General features: G+C 53.7%; 16 protein-coding genes. All 16 read right to left on the reverse strand.

Annotation, left to right across the window (positions count from 1 at the left end):
- Positions 1 to 74: 74 nt before the first annotated feature.
- The 16 genes from QN359_RS01205 to QN359_RS01280 all read right to left on the reverse strand — a co-directional run bounded on the left by QN359_RS01205 (position 75) and on the right by QN359_RS01280 (position 15,630).
- A complete protein-coding gene (locus tag QN359_RS01205; protein ID WP_322247987.1) occupies positions 75 to 2,345 on the reverse strand; it encodes an arginine/lysine/ornithine decarboxylase in 2,271 nt (756 codons plus the stop codon).
- A 233-nt stretch (positions 2,346 to 2,578) separates the two neighbouring features.
- A complete protein-coding gene (locus tag QN359_RS01210; RefSeq protein WP_322247988.1) occupies positions 2,579 to 3,379 on the reverse strand; it encodes a MipA/OmpV family protein in 801 nt (266 codons plus the stop codon).
- A gap of 22 nt (positions 3,380 to 3,401) precedes the next feature.
- On the reverse strand, positions 3,402 to 3,974 hold the full coding sequence (locus QN359_RS01215; protein WP_322247989.1) for a DUF4337 domain-containing protein: 573 nt from the start codon (positions 3,972 to 3,974) through the stop codon (positions 3,402 to 3,404).
- A gap of 28 nt (positions 3,975 to 4,002) precedes the next feature.
- A complete protein-coding gene (locus QN359_RS01220; RefSeq protein ID WP_322247990.1) occupies positions 4,003 to 4,488 on the reverse strand; it encodes a dihydrofolate reductase in 486 nt (161 codons plus the stop codon).
- Positions 4,489 to 4,500: 12 nt separating this feature from the next.
- Positions 4,501 to 5,295, reverse strand: coding sequence for a thymidylate synthase (locus QN359_RS01225; protein WP_322247991.1), 795 nt, complete (start codon positions 5,293 to 5,295; stop codon positions 4,501 to 4,503).
- A gap of 132 nt (positions 5,296 to 5,427) precedes the next feature.
- Positions 5,428 to 7,041 (reverse strand): sensor histidine kinase, encoded by a 1,614-nt coding sequence (locus QN359_RS01230; protein WP_322247992.1) that lies wholly within the window; start codon positions 7,039 to 7,041, stop codon positions 5,428 to 5,430.
- A gap of 233 nt (positions 7,042 to 7,274) precedes the next feature.
- Positions 7,275 to 7,613, reverse strand: a complete 339-nt coding sequence (gene fdx / locus QN359_RS01235; RefSeq protein WP_322247993.1) for an ISC system 2Fe-2S type ferredoxin — start codon at positions 7,611 to 7,613, stop codon at positions 7,275 to 7,277.
- A gap of 35 nt (positions 7,614 to 7,648) precedes the next feature.
- Entirely contained in the window at positions 7,649 to 9,514 is a 1,866-nt protein-coding gene (hscA, locus tag QN359_RS01240; protein WP_322247994.1) for a Fe-S protein assembly chaperone HscA, read from the reverse strand.
- A gap of 56 nt (positions 9,515 to 9,570) precedes the next feature.
- Positions 9,571 to 10,074: a Fe-S protein assembly co-chaperone HscB gene (gene hscB, locus QN359_RS01245; protein WP_322247995.1), complete on the reverse strand. Its 504-nt coding sequence runs from the start codon at positions 10,072 to 10,074 to the stop codon at positions 9,571 to 9,573.
- A 9-nt stretch (positions 10,075 to 10,083) separates the two neighbouring features.
- Positions 10,084 to 10,407, reverse strand: a complete 324-nt coding sequence (gene iscA / locus QN359_RS01250) for an iron-sulfur cluster assembly protein IscA (RefSeq protein WP_322247996.1) — start codon at positions 10,405 to 10,407, stop codon at positions 10,084 to 10,086.
- Positions 10,408 to 10,427: 20 nt separating this feature from the next.
- Positions 10,428 to 10,820: a Fe-S cluster assembly scaffold IscU gene (gene iscU / locus QN359_RS01255; RefSeq protein WP_322247997.1), complete on the reverse strand. Its 393-nt coding sequence runs from the start codon at positions 10,818 to 10,820 to the stop codon at positions 10,428 to 10,430.
- A gap of 72 nt (positions 10,821 to 10,892) precedes the next feature.
- Entirely contained in the window at positions 10,893 to 12,146 is a 1,254-nt protein-coding gene (locus QN359_RS01260; protein ID WP_322247998.1) for an IscS subfamily cysteine desulfurase, read from the reverse strand.
- Between the two features lie 15 nt (positions 12,147 to 12,161).
- Complete coding sequence (iscR, locus tag QN359_RS01265; RefSeq protein ID WP_322247999.1) at positions 12,162 to 12,644, reverse strand: Fe-S cluster assembly transcriptional regulator IscR; 483 nt, start codon at positions 12,642 to 12,644, stop codon at positions 12,162 to 12,164.
- Positions 12,645 to 12,780: 136 nt separating this feature from the next.
- Positions 12,781 to 13,023, reverse strand: coding sequence for a VF530 family protein (locus tag QN359_RS01270; RefSeq protein ID WP_322248000.1), 243 nt, complete (start codon positions 13,021 to 13,023; stop codon positions 12,781 to 12,783).
- A gap of 97 nt (positions 13,024 to 13,120) precedes the next feature.
- The gene (locus tag QN359_RS01275) at positions 13,121 to 13,990 is read right to left on the reverse strand and encodes a transporter substrate-binding domain-containing protein (RefSeq protein ID WP_322248001.1); all 870 of its coding nucleotides are present in this window, start codon (positions 13,988 to 13,990) and stop codon (positions 13,121 to 13,123) included.
- 125 nt (positions 13,991 to 14,115) lie between these two features.
- Positions 14,116 to 15,630, reverse strand: a complete 1,515-nt coding sequence (locus QN359_RS01280) for an aldehyde dehydrogenase family protein (protein WP_322248002.1) — start codon at positions 15,628 to 15,630, stop codon at positions 14,116 to 14,118.
- Between the last annotated feature and the right edge of the window lie 7 nt (positions 15,631 to 15,637).

Raw genomic sequence — 15,637 nt, forward strand, 5'->3', positions numbered from 1 at the left:
TGGATGGGAGAACTTGTTGTTTTCCCATCCATTAGTTCAGCGTGTAAATGTTAAGCTTGTACGCGCTTGAGCGCTCAGCGACCACCCTCGGAAGTGGCGCGTACACAGTCAACGAAATACCCGCGTTTGCCATCGATTTCCGCCTTTACCAAGCCGTGGCAATCGGTTTCAAAGCCAGGGAAGCGCTCATTGAAATCACGTACGAAGCGCAGGTAATCGACGATGGTGCGATTGAAGCGCTCACCCGGAATCAGCAGTGGAATGCCGGGTGGGTAAGGGGTCAGCAAAATTGCCGTAACGCGACCTTCGAGTTCATCGATCGAGACCCGTTCAGTTTCGCGATGCGCCATCATGGCGAAGGCATCCGATGGCTTCATGGCTGGCTGCATGTCGGACAAATACATTTCCGTCGTCAAACGCGCCACATCATAGCCTTTGTAAGCTGCATGTATGCCTTGGCACAGGTCTTTCAGGCCCTGACCTTCGTAGCGCGGGTTGGCGGCAGCGAATTCCGGCAGGATGCGCCAGATTGGCTGATTCTTATCGTAGTCATCTTTGAACTGCTGCAGTGCAGTCAGCAAGGTATTCCAACGGCCCTTGGTAATGCCGATGGTAAACATGATGAAGAACGAGTAGAGACCGCATTTTTCCACGATCACACCGTGTTCTGCCAAGTATTTGGTAACGATAGACGCCGGAATGCCGGTTTCGCCGAACTGACCTTCGAGCGACAAGCCCGGGGTGACAATGGTGGCTTTGATAGGATCGAGCATATTAAAGCCGGCGGCCAGATTGCCGAAGCCGTGCCAATCATCTTCGGCGCGGATAATCCAGTCTTCGCGCGAACCGATACCATCAGCGGCGAACTCATTCGGGCCCCATACCTGAAACCACCAGTCTTTGCCCCATTCTTCATCAATCTTGCGCATGGCGCGGCGGAAGTCGAGTGCTTCGAGTATCGATTCTTCAACCAAGGCCGTGCCGCCTGGGGCTTCCATCATCGCCGCTGCGACATCGCACGAGGCGATGATCGAATATTGTGGCGAGGTTGAGGTATGCATCAGATAAGCTTCGTTGAAGCTGTCGCGGTCGAGCTTGCGGGTTTCCGATTCGCGCACCAGGATTTGCGAAGCTTGCGAAATCCCGGCGAGTAACTTATGCGTCGACTGGGTCGAGAAAATCATCGATGTTTTCGCGCGCGGACGGTCTTTGCCGATGGCATGCATATCTTTGTAAAAATCGTGAAAGGTCGCATGCGGCAGCCAAGCCTCATCAAAGTGCAGCGTGTCGATTTCACCATCGAGCAAATCTTTCAGTACTTCGACGTTGTACAGCACGCCGTCATAGGTTGACTGGGTAATAGTCAAAATACGCGGCTTTTTGTTTTTCGCTTCGCGCGCGAAGGGATTGGCTTCGATCTTGCGCATGATGCTTTCCATGCTGAACTCTTCGAGCGGGATCGGGCCGATGATGCCGAGATGATTACGGGTCGGCATCAGGAACACTGGAATGGCACCGCACATGATGATCGAGTGCAGAATCGATTTATGGCAGTTACGGTCGACCACCACGATGTCACCCGGAGCGACGGTAGAGTGCCACACCATTTTGTTCGAAGTCGAAGTGCCGTTGGTGACGAAGTAACAGTGATCGGCATTAAAAATACGCGCGGCATTGCGTTCCGACGCAGCGACCGGACCGGTATGGTCGAGCAATTGGCCGAGTTCTTCGACGGCATTGCAGACGTCGGCGCGCAGCATGTTTTCACCGAAGAATTGATGAAACATTTGACCGATCGGTGACTTCAGGAAGGCTACGCCACCGGAATGCCCAGGGCAATGCCATGAGTAAGAGCCATCATTGGCATAATGGACTAAGGCGCGGAAAAATGGCGGTGAGAGTCCATCCAGATACGAGCGCGCTTCGCGGATGATGTGGCGCGCGACGAATTCCGGGGTATCTTCAAACATATGAATGAAACCGTGCAGTTCGCGCAGGATATCGTTCGGGATATGGCGCGAGGTACGCGTTTCACCGTACAGGTAAATCGGGATATCGGCATTTTTATAGCGTATCTCTTCGACGAAGGCGCGCAGTGATTTCAGTGCATGATCGGTTTCGAGCACACTGCCGCCGCCGAATTCTTCATCGTCGATCGACAAGATGAAGGCTGAGGCACGTGACTGTTGCTGGGCAAATTGTGATAGGTCGCCGTAACTGGTTACGCCGAGCACTTCCATGCCTTCGGACTCGATGGCATCGGCGAGTGCGCGAATGCCGAGGCCCGAAGTATTTTCGGAACGGAAATCTTCATCAATGATGACGATGGGGAAGCGGAATTTCATGGTGGTCTCCAAAAAGCTCTGGGAAGGGAGACGCCTGGGCAAGTTGCATCAACCGCTTGCGCGCCGAAATTTTAAAAGAATCGAATTCTCTCAGATATGTGCTGCGTCATGTAAAAAAATCTGTACTTTTATGCCGGCTGTGGCCAAGTCATAGTTCTGTCACTGAGCCAGCCGGAATGAAAAAAGTGAGCACTGCGCTCACTTTTTTCATTCCGGTGCAGCCAGCAAGTCGATCAGAAGCGGTAACTCGCTGCCGAATAAACCACGACCGGACTGTTTTGGAACACGAACGGACTCTTACTGACATCGTTACTATAACGGCTTATCGTCGCACCGGTGGTGAGTGACCAATTGGTGTCGATGGTCCAGTGCCAACTGGTACCGAGTTTAACATCGGTCAAACCAGCCGATGGCGTGTATGGAGTGTAACCGCTGGCTTGTGATTGCGTCGCGTTGACACCGAAGTAAGACTGCATGTATTGGCTATTCGCCCAGTTCGCGCTGACGGTCGCGGTCAGGCGATGCTTGTCGTTCAGTTCAGTGGTCGCACGGGCGCCAAAACTGACCTGCAGGCCATTATGATCTACCCCGGAACCGTAGCGCAACGAAGTCAGCAGCGAATAATTCTGATTGATATGATAGTTGGCAAAGGCACCTGGCTCGATCGTGGTGGCGACATCACCCAAGCCTTGTAACTTACTTGAGCGCGAGACATCGCGCGCACCTTCGAGCGACATTCTCAAACCATACTGCAGATTGCCGCTTTTGGAAAAGTTATAACCGAGGCCGTTGACCGTGCTGAGAAAAAAACCGTTCTTCCAGTGCGCGTCGAATAAGGGGTAAACCGCCTTGCGGCGCTCGTTCGAACCTTGATAGCTGGGCATGAAGATAGCAGCAGCGCCGAGCGAGTAATTGAAGTCTTTCGGCAGATAGTATTCTGGAATCGTTTGCACGAACTGCGACGTCTGTGCTGACGCCGCAGCACTGAGGGTGAGCGCGGCGGCAGCCAAGGCAAGGCGGAAATAAATTGTCATGATGGTCTTTCTTCAGGCTTTCTTAAATATGTAAGGCGGCCAGCGCAGCCAGCAAAACGCCGATGCCTGCCGCCCCGTAGGAGGTCAATTGCAGCCACTTCTTTTTGGTCAGCAAGGTCATTGCTGCCAGCGAGATGGCGATCTGAATTGCCGTCATTGCCTGCGCCCAGCGGTGATGCTGGTGCAAAGCTTGTTCGGATAATTCTTCGAAATGTGACGATTGGGCTTCGAGCTCTTCCGCTTTCTTCTTAATGTCTTCTTTTTCTGACTTGTAGCGCGCGACTTCCGATTTGTATTTTTCAGAGTCAGCACCAGGCAGTACCATGGCTAATTCAGCCAGGTTTTGCTTGCTCGATTTGGACTGGTAAAAATTCCACTGGTTCGAGGCTTCGGTCTTTCTGATCGCCGCATCATTCTTCAACATGGCCGCATCGTTTTGGGTGGCACCACCCTCGTAGCCGAACAAGGCACCGACGGTGGCCAAGATCGCAGTCATGACCGCGATCCGTCCGGCGAAATCGTTATTGCCGTGCGCGGCTGCGTGCTCAACTTCGTGGTCATGCGGACCATGTACGTGAAATTCATCGCTGGACATTATTTTCCCTGTTGGATTGTTTTATTAATTAAAACTTTTTGGTATAGGTAACAAATTGGTAGTGCAAATCTTGTGTCTCAGCATAGTGCGGGTCGCGCGTCGCGACCTGCCAGTAGGACAAGTCGATGACGGGAAAAAATGCATCGCAGGGATAGGTGGCGGCGATTTCGGTCACAATCAAGCGGTCGGCCAAGGCGATCGCTTGGCGGTAAATGTCGGCACCGCCAATGATGAAACTATCTTGCTCAGCCACTGCGGCACAGGCTGCTTCAAGACTGGCGAACACTTCCACACCCTCGGCATGCCAAGCGCTGTTACGGCTGATGACCATATTGCGTCGTTGCGGCAAGGGGCGGCCAATGGATTCAAAGGTTTTGCGCCCCATAATGATGGGGTGGCCGCTGGTGGTACGCTTGAAATGGGCAAAATCTTCCGGCAAATGCCAAGGCATGGCATTCCCTATGCCGATTCCGCGCTGTTGGTCTACCGCTACGATCAGAGTGATGGAGGACATGCTCATGTGCCCTTACACCGCGACCGGGGCTTTGATGTGCGGATGAAATTCATAGCCGCTGAAATCGAAGTCTTCGTAGCGATAATCAAAAATCGAAGCTGGCTGACGCGCGATCTTCAATTGCGTCAGCGGTAAAGGACTGCGGCTTAATTGCAAGTCAACTTGTTCCAAATGATTGGCATACAAATGGCAGTCGCCACCGGTCCAGATGAAGTCGCCGACTGCCAGTCCGGTTTGTTGCGCAACCATGTGGGTGAGCAATGCATAGGAAGCAATATTGAACGGCACGCCGAGAAAAATATCGGCGCTGCGCTGATATAGCTGGCAAGACAATTTACCATCGGCAACATAGAATTGGAATAGGGCATGACAAGGCGGCAATTTCATTTGCTCAATGTCGGCCACATTCCACGCCGATACGATCAGGCGGCGTGAATCGGGGTTACTCTTGATTTGGCTTATCAGTTGTGTAATCTGGTCGATGTGGCCGCCGTTCGGCGTCGGCCAGTTGCGCCACTGTGAGCCATATACCGGGCCAAGTTCACCTTGCGCATCAGCCCAGGCATCCCAGATCGAGACGCCATGTTCTTTTAAATAAGCAATATTGGTCGAACCGGCCAAAAACCAGATCAATTCATGCACGATCGATTTCAAATGCAATTTTTTTGTGCTTACCAGCGGAAAGCCCTGGCTCAAGTCAAACCGCATTTGATAGCCGAAGGTCGACAACGTGCCGGTACCGGTACGGTCGGTCTTGACGCTGCCGTGGTCACGGACGTGACGCATGAAATCTAGGTATTGGTGCATGGTATTAATTTGTGCAATCGCAGAGCAAAATAAATGTGGCGTAGTATATCCTAATGTCGCCTTTTGCTCGCGCGCTGCGCTGGCGTAAAAGCGCTCAATTTATCTGTTTTTTACAAATTCAAACCACGCCGCCTATCGATGCGAGCGCAAGGGGTCGGAGCTGTCACGGTCGCCAGGAGCGATTAACGGCAGCTTGATTTCAAAGCGCGTTCCTTGCCCAGGCATACTGATGACGCGAATGTTGCCACCCAATACATTGCCGATGATGTTGAAAGTAATGCTCAAACCCAAACCGCTGCCGCCTTGGCCGAATTTGGTGGTGAAAAACGGTTCAAAAATACGATTGATGATTTCCGGAGGAATGCCTTTGCCGTTATCGGTGAAGGTGATCATCACATAGTCGGCATTTTGCTTGGCCGAGCAGCGCATATGTCCTTCACTACGACCTTCCAAGCCATGGATGACGGAATTATTGACTAAATTGGTAAATACTTGGCCCAGCAAACCAGGATAACTATCGAGTTCGATCTCGGCTGGAATGTCAAGTTCCAAGGTGAACGGGGTCTTGCGCAGACTGGAGTGGAGCAGAGCGCTCAATTCTTGCAATACTACCAATAAGCCGAAGCGCCGACGTTGTGCGCTTGATTGATCGACCGCTACCTGCTTGAAGTCACCGACCAGATGCGCCGACTGTTGCAAGCCGCGTAACAGTAGCTTGGTGGAATCGAGCGCGGTGGCGGCGTAGCGGTTCAAATCTGAACGACGCATTTGGCCGTCTTCCACCATTTGCAGTAAGCGGCGCGTTTCTTCTTCGAGGGTACTGGCGACCAGCAGGCAGTTGCCCAGGGGGGTATTCAATTCATGCGCCACGCCAGCCACCATGGAACCCAAGGCGGCCATGCGTTCTACCCTTGCCAGTTCAGCTTGGGCGGTGTTGACATTATGTAAGGCGGCTTCGAGATTGGTGTTGACGCTTTCCAGTTCTTGCGTGCGTTGGCGGACTTTCGATTCCAGTGTGCCTGAGTATTCCAGCAATTGCTGATTTTTGATTTCCAGTTCGCCGAACGAGCGTCTCAATGCTTGCCGCGTCGCTTCCAAACTGGTCGCCAGATGGCCTAGCTCATCTTCCCGGTCAAGTGCAATCGGGTCATTGAGTTCGCCATTGGCGAGGCGGTCTGATTGGTCCATTAGTAACTTGACCGGCTTGACCAAGCGCCACTGCAATACCATCAGGATGAATAAAATCGCCAAGAACAGCGATAGCACCGCCGTGGTTACATAGCGCCGGAAATCGGAACGCAAGCTTTCTTGTAGCAAATCTTCAGCCAGCGTCAGTGTCACTTCGCCTATCACTTGCCCGCCATGGGTGATCTGGCGCGTCATACTGGTGAACGGACCCTTTTGGCTGGCTTGCCGCACATTGTTTTTGATGAATTCTTTGCGGTCCGGCAGGGTAATCACTGCTATCGTTGCCACTCGTGGGTCGGAATACACCACTTCGCTTGAAATATTGGCTATTTCCGGTGTGATTTGCCATAGAGGTTCGCTCAAAATGACCGACAAAATATCAACCAAACGATGATGGTCTTCGGTGTTGCGCGCGCGCGCAGCGATTTCTATGCTGTTGAGATGATACGGAATCAGAATTGCGGCCGGCACGGTTAGACCGAATACCACCGCTAAAATAATCGCCAGCCTGAGCGAGATGTGTGTGCGGGTGGTGTGAAAAATCGTTCTTAACCGCATTGCAATATCCTCGAGCGTCGCTGTTCTGTAGGGTGCTACACCTCATGGGGCCGGTGAGGCCTCGTGCCGGAGTATCCGGTGCGGATTAAGGGCAAATTGTAGGCAATCAAGAAATATTAAGAGGTTTTACCTGTCAGGGCAAGCGATGCTTGAGTTTATGGCTAAATTGCAACATATGTCGGGAAATCTCACCAAATTAGCGCCGGAAAACTGGGGCATTCCGGCGCATTGACTCAATGATTTTCGCGGGCGTGATTGATCGTGTATTTAGGAATTTCTATCGTGATATCTTGTTTACCTAGTTTGACTTGGCAAGACAGGCGCGAATTGACTTCCAAGCCCCAGGCGGCGTCGAGCAAGTCTTCTTCTTCCTCAGTGGAGGCATTGAGTGAAGCTAAACCGGCGCGGATGACCACGTGACAAGTGGTGCAGGCACACGACATTTCGCAGGCATGTTCGATTTCGACAGCATGTTCCACCATGGCTTCGCACAGCGACTTGCCTTCTTCGGCCTCGATGACGGCACCGCTTGGGCAAAGTTGTGGGTGGGGGAGGATGGTTATTGTTGGCATGGTAGGGTCAATTTTTCCGTTAAGTGTCAGGCGTTTCAGGCGATTTCATCGAGCTTTTTGCCGGCCAGCGCGCTGCGCACACTCTGGTCCATGCGGCGTTGGGCGAATTCATCCGTGCCCTGTGCCAGTGCGCTGATGGCGTTCTGTACATTTCTGTGGTCACTGTCTTGCATAGCGAGGCGCACGCTGGCCATCAATGCTTCGATCGTGGCCGCTTCCTGTGCCGAAATCAAATGTCGGTCGGCCGTCAGTGCCGACTGCGTGGCCAGCAGTATCCGTTCTGCTTCGACTTGCTCTTCGCGCAGCGCACGTTGTTGCATATCGCTATCTGCCGAAGAGAAGGAATCTTGCAACATCCGTGTAATATCGCCATCGACCAAACCGTAAGATGGCTTGACGGTAATTGCCGTTTCCACTCCAGAGCGCAATTCGCGTGCCGAGACCGATAGTAAGCCATCGGCATCGACTTGATACGTGATGCGGATGCGCGCCGCACCGGCCGCCATCGGTGGAATGCCGCGCAATTCAAAGCGTGCCAGGGAACGGCAGTCTGACACCAATTCGCGCTCACCTTGGACGATGTGGATCGCCAGTGCGGTTTGGCCGTCTTTGAAGGTAGTAAATTCTTGCGCGCGCGCACATGGAATGGTCGAATTGCGGGGGATGACTTTTTCTGCCAGGCCACCCATGGTTTCGACTCCGAGCGAGAGCGGAATCACGTCCAACAACAGCCAGTCATCACCGGGCGCACGGTTGCCGGCCAAGAGATTGGCTTGAATCGCCGCGCCCAAGGCGACTACTTTATCGGGATCGATATTGGCCAGCGGCGTGGTTTGGAAAAATTCTGCTACGGCTTTACGCACATGCGGCATGCGCGTAGCGCCGCCGACCAAGACGACACCATCGATGTCATCGGCGCTTAAACCGGCATCGCGTAAGGCCTTGCGACATGGCGTCATGGTTTTGACGACCAAGTTCTGCGTCATCTCGGCCAATAAGGCAGCCGTGATTTGCAAATGCACCGATTCGCCGGAATTGAGTTTGGCATCAATCGATGTGCTTGGTTTGGACGAGAGAATTTCTTTTGCCTCGCGCGCCTTGATCATCAAAATGCTGGTGTCTTCATGCGACAAGGGGCCTAAATGGGCTTGCTCGAGTATCCAACAAAACAAGCGGTGGTCGAAATCATCGCCGCCGAGCGCAGAATCGCCGCCGGTGGCCAGCACCTCGAACACGCCCTTGCTCATTTTCAGTACCGAAATATCGAAGGTGCCGCCGCCCAAATCATAGACGGCGTAGGTACCTTCGGAGGCATTGTCGAGCCCATAGGCGATCGCAGCTGCGGTCGGCTCATTGAGCAGTCGCAACACATTGATGCCAGCGAGTTTGGCGGCATCTTTGGTCGCCTGACGCTGGGCATCATCAAAATAAGCCGGTACGGTGATCACCGCGCCGACCAAATCGTCGCCCAAGGCATCTTCAGCTTGCTGACGCAGGGTGGCCAAAATTTGCGCCGATATTTCGACCGGACTCTTGAGCCCGGCCACGGTCTTCAATTGCACCATGCCCGGTTCATCGTGAAAATCATACGGCAGGTTTTCGGCATAGGCGATATCTTTGAGGCCGCGCCCCATGAAACGCTTCACCGAGACGATGGTATTTTTCGGGTCTTTGCTTTGTTCCGCTTGGGCTTTGAAGCCGATGTGCGCATGACCATTGGCCAAGTAGCGCACCACCGAGGGTAGCAGCGAGCGACCTTCTTCATCGTTCAAAATTTCGGGAATGCTGTTGCGGACCGTAGCCACGAGCGAATTGGTAGTGCCCAAGTCTATGCCCACCGCCAGTCGGTGTTGATGTGGGGCAGTAGACATGCCAGGTTCTGAAATCTGCAGTAATGCCATGATCGTGATGTCGTGGATGGCGAGCCATCGGGTTGACGCAAAAAATATGCGCTGGGTTAGTCGTCGAGTGCGGCGATGTCTTGGAGGAATTTTTCTATGAACATGCAGGCACGAATGTGTTCGGTCGCGGCGCTGAAATTACTGTCATCGAAACTGCTTGCCAAGGCCGCCAGCATGGTTTTCAAGCTCGTCGTGAGCTCGGCTTCCAATGCGTGCAAGGCCGCAGTATCGGCGGCGGCACGGGCGTCGTCAAACGCTTCGCGCCATTCGATCTGTTGGATTAAAAATGCCACCGGCATGCTGGTATTGGATTCGGTTTGCAGATCAATACCGTGCAGCTGGCATAAATAAGTCGCGCGCGGCAGCGGTTTTTTCAGCACTTGATAGGCTTCATTGGCGCGGGTAGCCCATTGCATGGCTACGCGTTTTTCCGCTTCGCCGCTTTGCACGAATTTATCCGGGTGTACCTTGCTCTGCACTTCGCGGTAGGCGCGCTCGAGTTGTGTCGTGTCGATAGCATACCGCGCCGGCAGCGCAAAGAGCTCGAAATGGTTTTGCATGCGCGCCTTTTAAATACGGAAGCTCTCGCCACAACCACATTCGTCTTTGACGTTGGGGTTGTAGAACTTAAAGCCTTCGTTAAGACCTTCGCGGGCAAAGTCGAGCTCGGTACCGTCAATGTAGGGCAAGCTTTTCGGATCGACAAATACCGACACACCATGCGACTCGAACACGGCGTCATCGCTGCCGACTTCATCGACATATTCGAGTTTGTAAGCCATGCCCGAGCAACCGGTAGTGCGCACGCCGAAGCGCAAGCCTATCCCTTTGCCGCGGCGTTCCATATAACGGGTGACGTGTTTCGCCGCTTTTTCTGTCAGTGTAATAGCCATGGTCGATCCTTCAAAAATACTTATGCTGCGACGCTGCTGTGCTTGTTTTTGTAATCGAGCACGGCTGCCTTGATCGCATCTTCAGCCAGAATCGAGCAGTGAATTTTAACCGGTGGCAAGGCTAATTCTTCAGCGATGGCGGTGTTTTTGATTTCCAATGCCTGGTCCAGCGTTTTACCCTTGACCCATTCGGTAACCAGCGACGACGAAGCAATCGCCGAACCGCAGCCGTAGGTTTTGAATTTAGCATCTTCGATGATGCCATCGGCACTGACTTTGATCTGCAACTTCATGACATCGCCGCAAGCTGGTGCGCCGACCATGCCGGTGCCAACCGTGTCGTCACCTTTTTCAAAGGCACCGACGTTACGTGGATTTTCGTAGTGATCTAAAACTTTATCTGAATAGGCCATGGTAATGCTCCTCAATAGTGTGATGGTAGGTCCGCGCGCTGCGCGAACCATGTTTTGTGTCAGCTGCGCTGCTTAATGCGCGGCCCACTGTATGCTCGAAATATCGATGCCGTCTTTGTACATATCCCACAGTGGCGAGAGTGCGCGCAGCTTCTCAACCTTGGTTTTGAGCAGGTTGATGGTGAAATCGATGTCTTCTTCGGTAGTGAAACGACCGATCGTGAAACGGATGGAACTATGCGCCAATTCATCGCTGCGACCGAGGGCGCGCAATACATAGGAAGGCTCCAAGCTGGCCGAGGTACAGGCCGAACCGGACGACACGGCGATATCTTTGATCGCCATAATCAAGGATTCACCTTCGACATAATTGAAACTGACATTCAAATTGTGTGGCACGCGCTGCGCCATGTCGCCATTGACATAGGTTTCTTCGATTTCTTGCAAGCCGGTCGCGAGGCGGTCGCGCATGGCGCGCACATGACTGAGTTCGCTGTCCATTTCTTCCTTGGCCAAACGGAAGGCTTCGCCCATGCCCACGCACTGATGCGGTGCCAGTGTACCGGAACGGAAACCGCGCTCATGACCGCCACCATGCATTTGCGCTTCCAAACGCACGCGCGGTTTGCGGCGGATGTACAAAGCACCGATGCCTTTCGGGCCGTAGGATTTATGTGCCGAGAATGACACCAAATCAACCTTGATCTGTTCGAGGTCGATGTCGACCTTGCCGGTTGCTTGCGCGGCGTCGGAGTGGAAAATGATGCCCTTGCTGCGGCACAGTTCGCCGATTTCAGCGATCGGTTGAATTACACCGATTTCATTATTCACCCACATCACCGAAACCAAGATGGTGTCAGGACGAATCGCCGCCGCCAATTGTTCTATCGTGATGAGACCATTGTCTTGCGGTTGCAGGTAAGTCGCTTCAAAGCCTTGACGTTCGAGTTCGCGCACGGTGTCGAGTACGGCCTTGTGTTCGGTTTTGACGGTGATGATGTGCTTGCCCTTGGCTTGGTAAAAATGCGCCGCGCCTTTGAGTGCCAAGTTATTACTTTCGGTGGCACCGGAAGTCCAGACGATTTCGCGCGGATCAGCATGCACCAGCGCGGCGACGTTAGCACGCGCCTCTTCTACCGCGGCTTCCGCATCCCAGCCATACATATGGCTGCGTGAAGCGGGATTGCCGAATTGCGCGCGCAAATACGGAATCATTTTATCGGCGACGCGTGGATCGACCGGCGTGGTGGCCGAGTAATCCATGTAAATCGGGAAGTGCGGCGATTTGAGCGTATCGAGCAAGCTTTTTTCCAATGGTGCGTTCATTCTGGACTCCAAATATCAAGAGGCGATGTGGCTGGTATGCGCATGGTGCATGACCACAATCTGGTTTTCTGCGGCTTTTTGTTTCTGTTGATTGACCAAGTCCTGCAGAGAGACGGAATCGAGGTAATCAACCATTTTGGCGTTGAGCGTCGCCCATAAATCGTGGGTCATGCAATGCAAGCCATTGATGTGGTCGGTGCCGTGGCAATTGCCTTTGCCGCCACATTGAGTGGCATCGAGTTGTTCGTCAACGGCGATGATGATGTCGGCCACCGTGACTTGCTGCGCTTTGCGTGCTAAATGATAGCCACCGCCCGGACCACGCACCGATTCAACGATTTCATGGCGACGTAATTTGCCGAACAATTGTTCGAGGTAAGACAAGGATATATCCTGCCGTTGGCTGATGCCGGCCAGCGTCACAGGACCTTTGTCCTGGCGCAATGCCAGATCGATCATTGCCGTGACGGCGAAACGTCCTTTGGTAGTAAGGCGCATGGTGTGCTCCGAGTTGCCTGAGGCGGAAAAGACTGCTTACGCTGAGTTGTTGAGCGATTTAGTCAAGTATAGCAAACTTGAGTAATTTTGTCAGGCATAGCCATTTTTTGAATGCTCGCAGGTCGAATCGGCTCAATCAGCTCTGTAAATACCATTGTTCGACCTTGCTTCTGGCCCAAGCGGTCTTGCGCAGGAAGCGCAGGCTGGACTTGATGCTGGGGTCATGTTCGAAACAGCGAATCGGAATTCTTTGCGCCAAGACCGACCATCCATGCTGCTCCAACAAGGTGGTCAAGATGGCCTCCAAGCTGATACCTTCCAGGCTTTTTACGCGTGTTTGCGGTGGGGTCATCGCCAGGTCAGAAAGAGGATTGGTCATGAAATTGCTGTGTTGCATAAGTATGGAACGCAATTTTAACGCTATTCCGAGTTTTGTGTCGGCACGGCATTAGTCTGATTCGCCTCTGCCTCCCAATTTAGGGTTGCACCCAAAGTTCGCTGCGATTCAGCGGCAATTTGTTGCGCGCAATCATGGGATTGGGTAATTCGATAATGCTTCTTTGTCGGATATTCGCTTTGTACAAGATATCGCGATAATATTTTTGAAATAGCTTATCAAAATCACCACTAACTATCAGACTCTCCAAAGCAGTGCGTAAATCCGCCGCGAACTGCGCATGGCGCGGGCTGACGAAAAAATACTCGGCGCTGTCGTAGTGCAGCACGATAGCTTGGTCGATGACGATACCTTGCTCGCGGTGCTCATCGAATTCTTGCCAGACCTCAAAAATAGCGCGTGGAAAGTAGTCGAAACGGGCGGCCGCCAGCATCGCGAACAGCGGCTCATAGGACGAGGCTACACTAACAGGCAAGCCGCTGTGGCGCAAAATTGCCGTATCGGGCCAGTCGTGCACCTGACCCGCGCTGAAATGCTGTAAATCTGCCAGCGATTTCACATTCTTAAACAAATCTTTATCGTTTTTTCGCAACAAAGCGATGCGCCAACCCAAGGCACCCTTGTCGATGGGAATGCGGATGGGAATGAGTTGGGCTTCACGCTGCTCGGTCGTCATGGTCCAGATGAGGTCGAGCTTGCCCTTGGCTGACGCGGTTTCATTGATGAAGCGTGTTTGCGGATAAGTGAGCTCGCTGGCGACTAAATGGTACTTGCCCGGAAGCTTGTTCATTGCGGCTTGGAGCAATTCCAGCACGTAGTCCGCATGCCTGTCATTTTTTGTCGAGGTACGCGGATAACGTATTGTTTCGCTGGCCAGCGCTGCTGTGAGCCAGAGTGTCGTGATGATGGCGCAGATAAGACGGCAGCAGGAAGCGCAACGGTGACTCATCAGGATTGCTCGCTGGTTAAGGTGATGTGGGGCAAGGGCCTGTCAATTTACCACGTTCATACAAAAAAAACAGCTGACGCACCCTTCGGTGTGCCAGCCAGAACTACGCTGCTTTGCTTGTGAGATTACACGATATCGAAACTGACGCCCTGTGCCAAGGGCAGGGCATTGCTGTAATTAAAGGTATTGGTGGCGCGGCGCATGTAGGCACGCCATGCATCGGAACCCGATTCACGTCCGCCGCCCGTCTCTTTCTCGCCGCCGAAAGCCCCACCGATTTCAGCGCCAGACGGACCAATATTGACATTGGCGATGCCACAGTCACTGCCGAGTGCCGAAACGAAGTATTCGGCTTCGCGCAGATCGGTGGTGAAAATGGCGGAGGACAAGCCTTGTGGCACCTCGTTATTCCAGGCGATCGCTTGCTGCAATTCATGGTAACGGACGATGTAGAGAATAGGTGCGAAGGTTTCATGGTGCATGCCTGCGCTTTGTTGTGGCATTTCCACTAAAGCCGGCCGCACATAGTAGCCGGCTTCGCAGCCCGGTACGCTGACCCGCTCGCCGCCGCTGCAATGGCCTTGTTCCGCGCTAGCGCTGCTGAGCGCAGTTTGCATGGCGGTATAGGCAGCCTGATCGATCAAGGGGCCGACCAAGTTGCCGGCCTCAAAAGGGTTGCCAACCGGTAAAGCCGCATACACATGCTTGAGGCGTGGAACCAGTGTGTCGTAGATGCTGTCATGAACGAACAGTCGACGCAGTGTGGTGCAGCGCTGTCCGGCCGTGCCGACGGCGGAGAAGGTAATGGCGCGCACCGCCATTTCCAAATCGGCGCTGGCAGCGACGATCATGGCATTATTGCCACCCAATTCGAGTATGCTCGGTACCAGTCGTGTGGCGCACATGCTCGCCACTTGGCGTCCCATGCGCGTGCTGCCGGTAGCGCTTACCAGTGCCACGCGGCGGTCTGCCACCAATTGCGCAGCGCCGGCAGCGGTGCCGATCAATACCTGTGTCAAGCCGACCGGGGCATCGCTGCCGAAGCGTGCCAGGGCCCGTTCGAACAAGGCCTGCGTGGCCAGCGCGGTCAGTGGGGTTTTTTCTGAGGGTTTCCAGATCACGCTGTTGCCACAAACAATGGCCAACGCCGCATTCCAAGCCCATACCGCGACCGGAAAATTAAATGCCGAGATCACGCCAACCACGCCACGCGGGTGCCATTGTTCCATCATGCGATGGCCCGGACGTTCCGAGGCAATCGTCAAGCCGTACAATTGACGCGACAGACCGACTGCGAAATCGCAAATATCGATCATTTCCTGCACTTCGCCCAAACCTTCTTGTACAATTTTCCCCGCTTCGAGCGTGACGAGGTGGCCGAGTTCCGCTTTGTTTTGGCGTAACTCTTCTCCGAGCAAACGTATCAGTTCGCCGCGGCGTGGTGCCGGCACGCTGCGCCACGTGAGGAAGGCGCTGTGCGCTTGGGCGACGGCGGCGTCGATTTGGTCGGCGCTGTCGGCGCGCAAGTTAGCCAGCAGGGTGCCGTTGATCGGCGAAATACTCTGCACATCGGTGCCGGCACGGGCCGCCAAAGCGATGCCGAAATGGGCCAGTAAAGTGGGTAGGGAGGATGGATTCATCGGGTAG

Origin of the sequence: Undibacterium sp. 5I2 (genome assembly GCF_035019605.1) — a bacterium.
Lineage (GTDB): Bacteria > Pseudomonadota > Gammaproteobacteria > Burkholderiales > Burkholderiaceae_D > Undibacterium.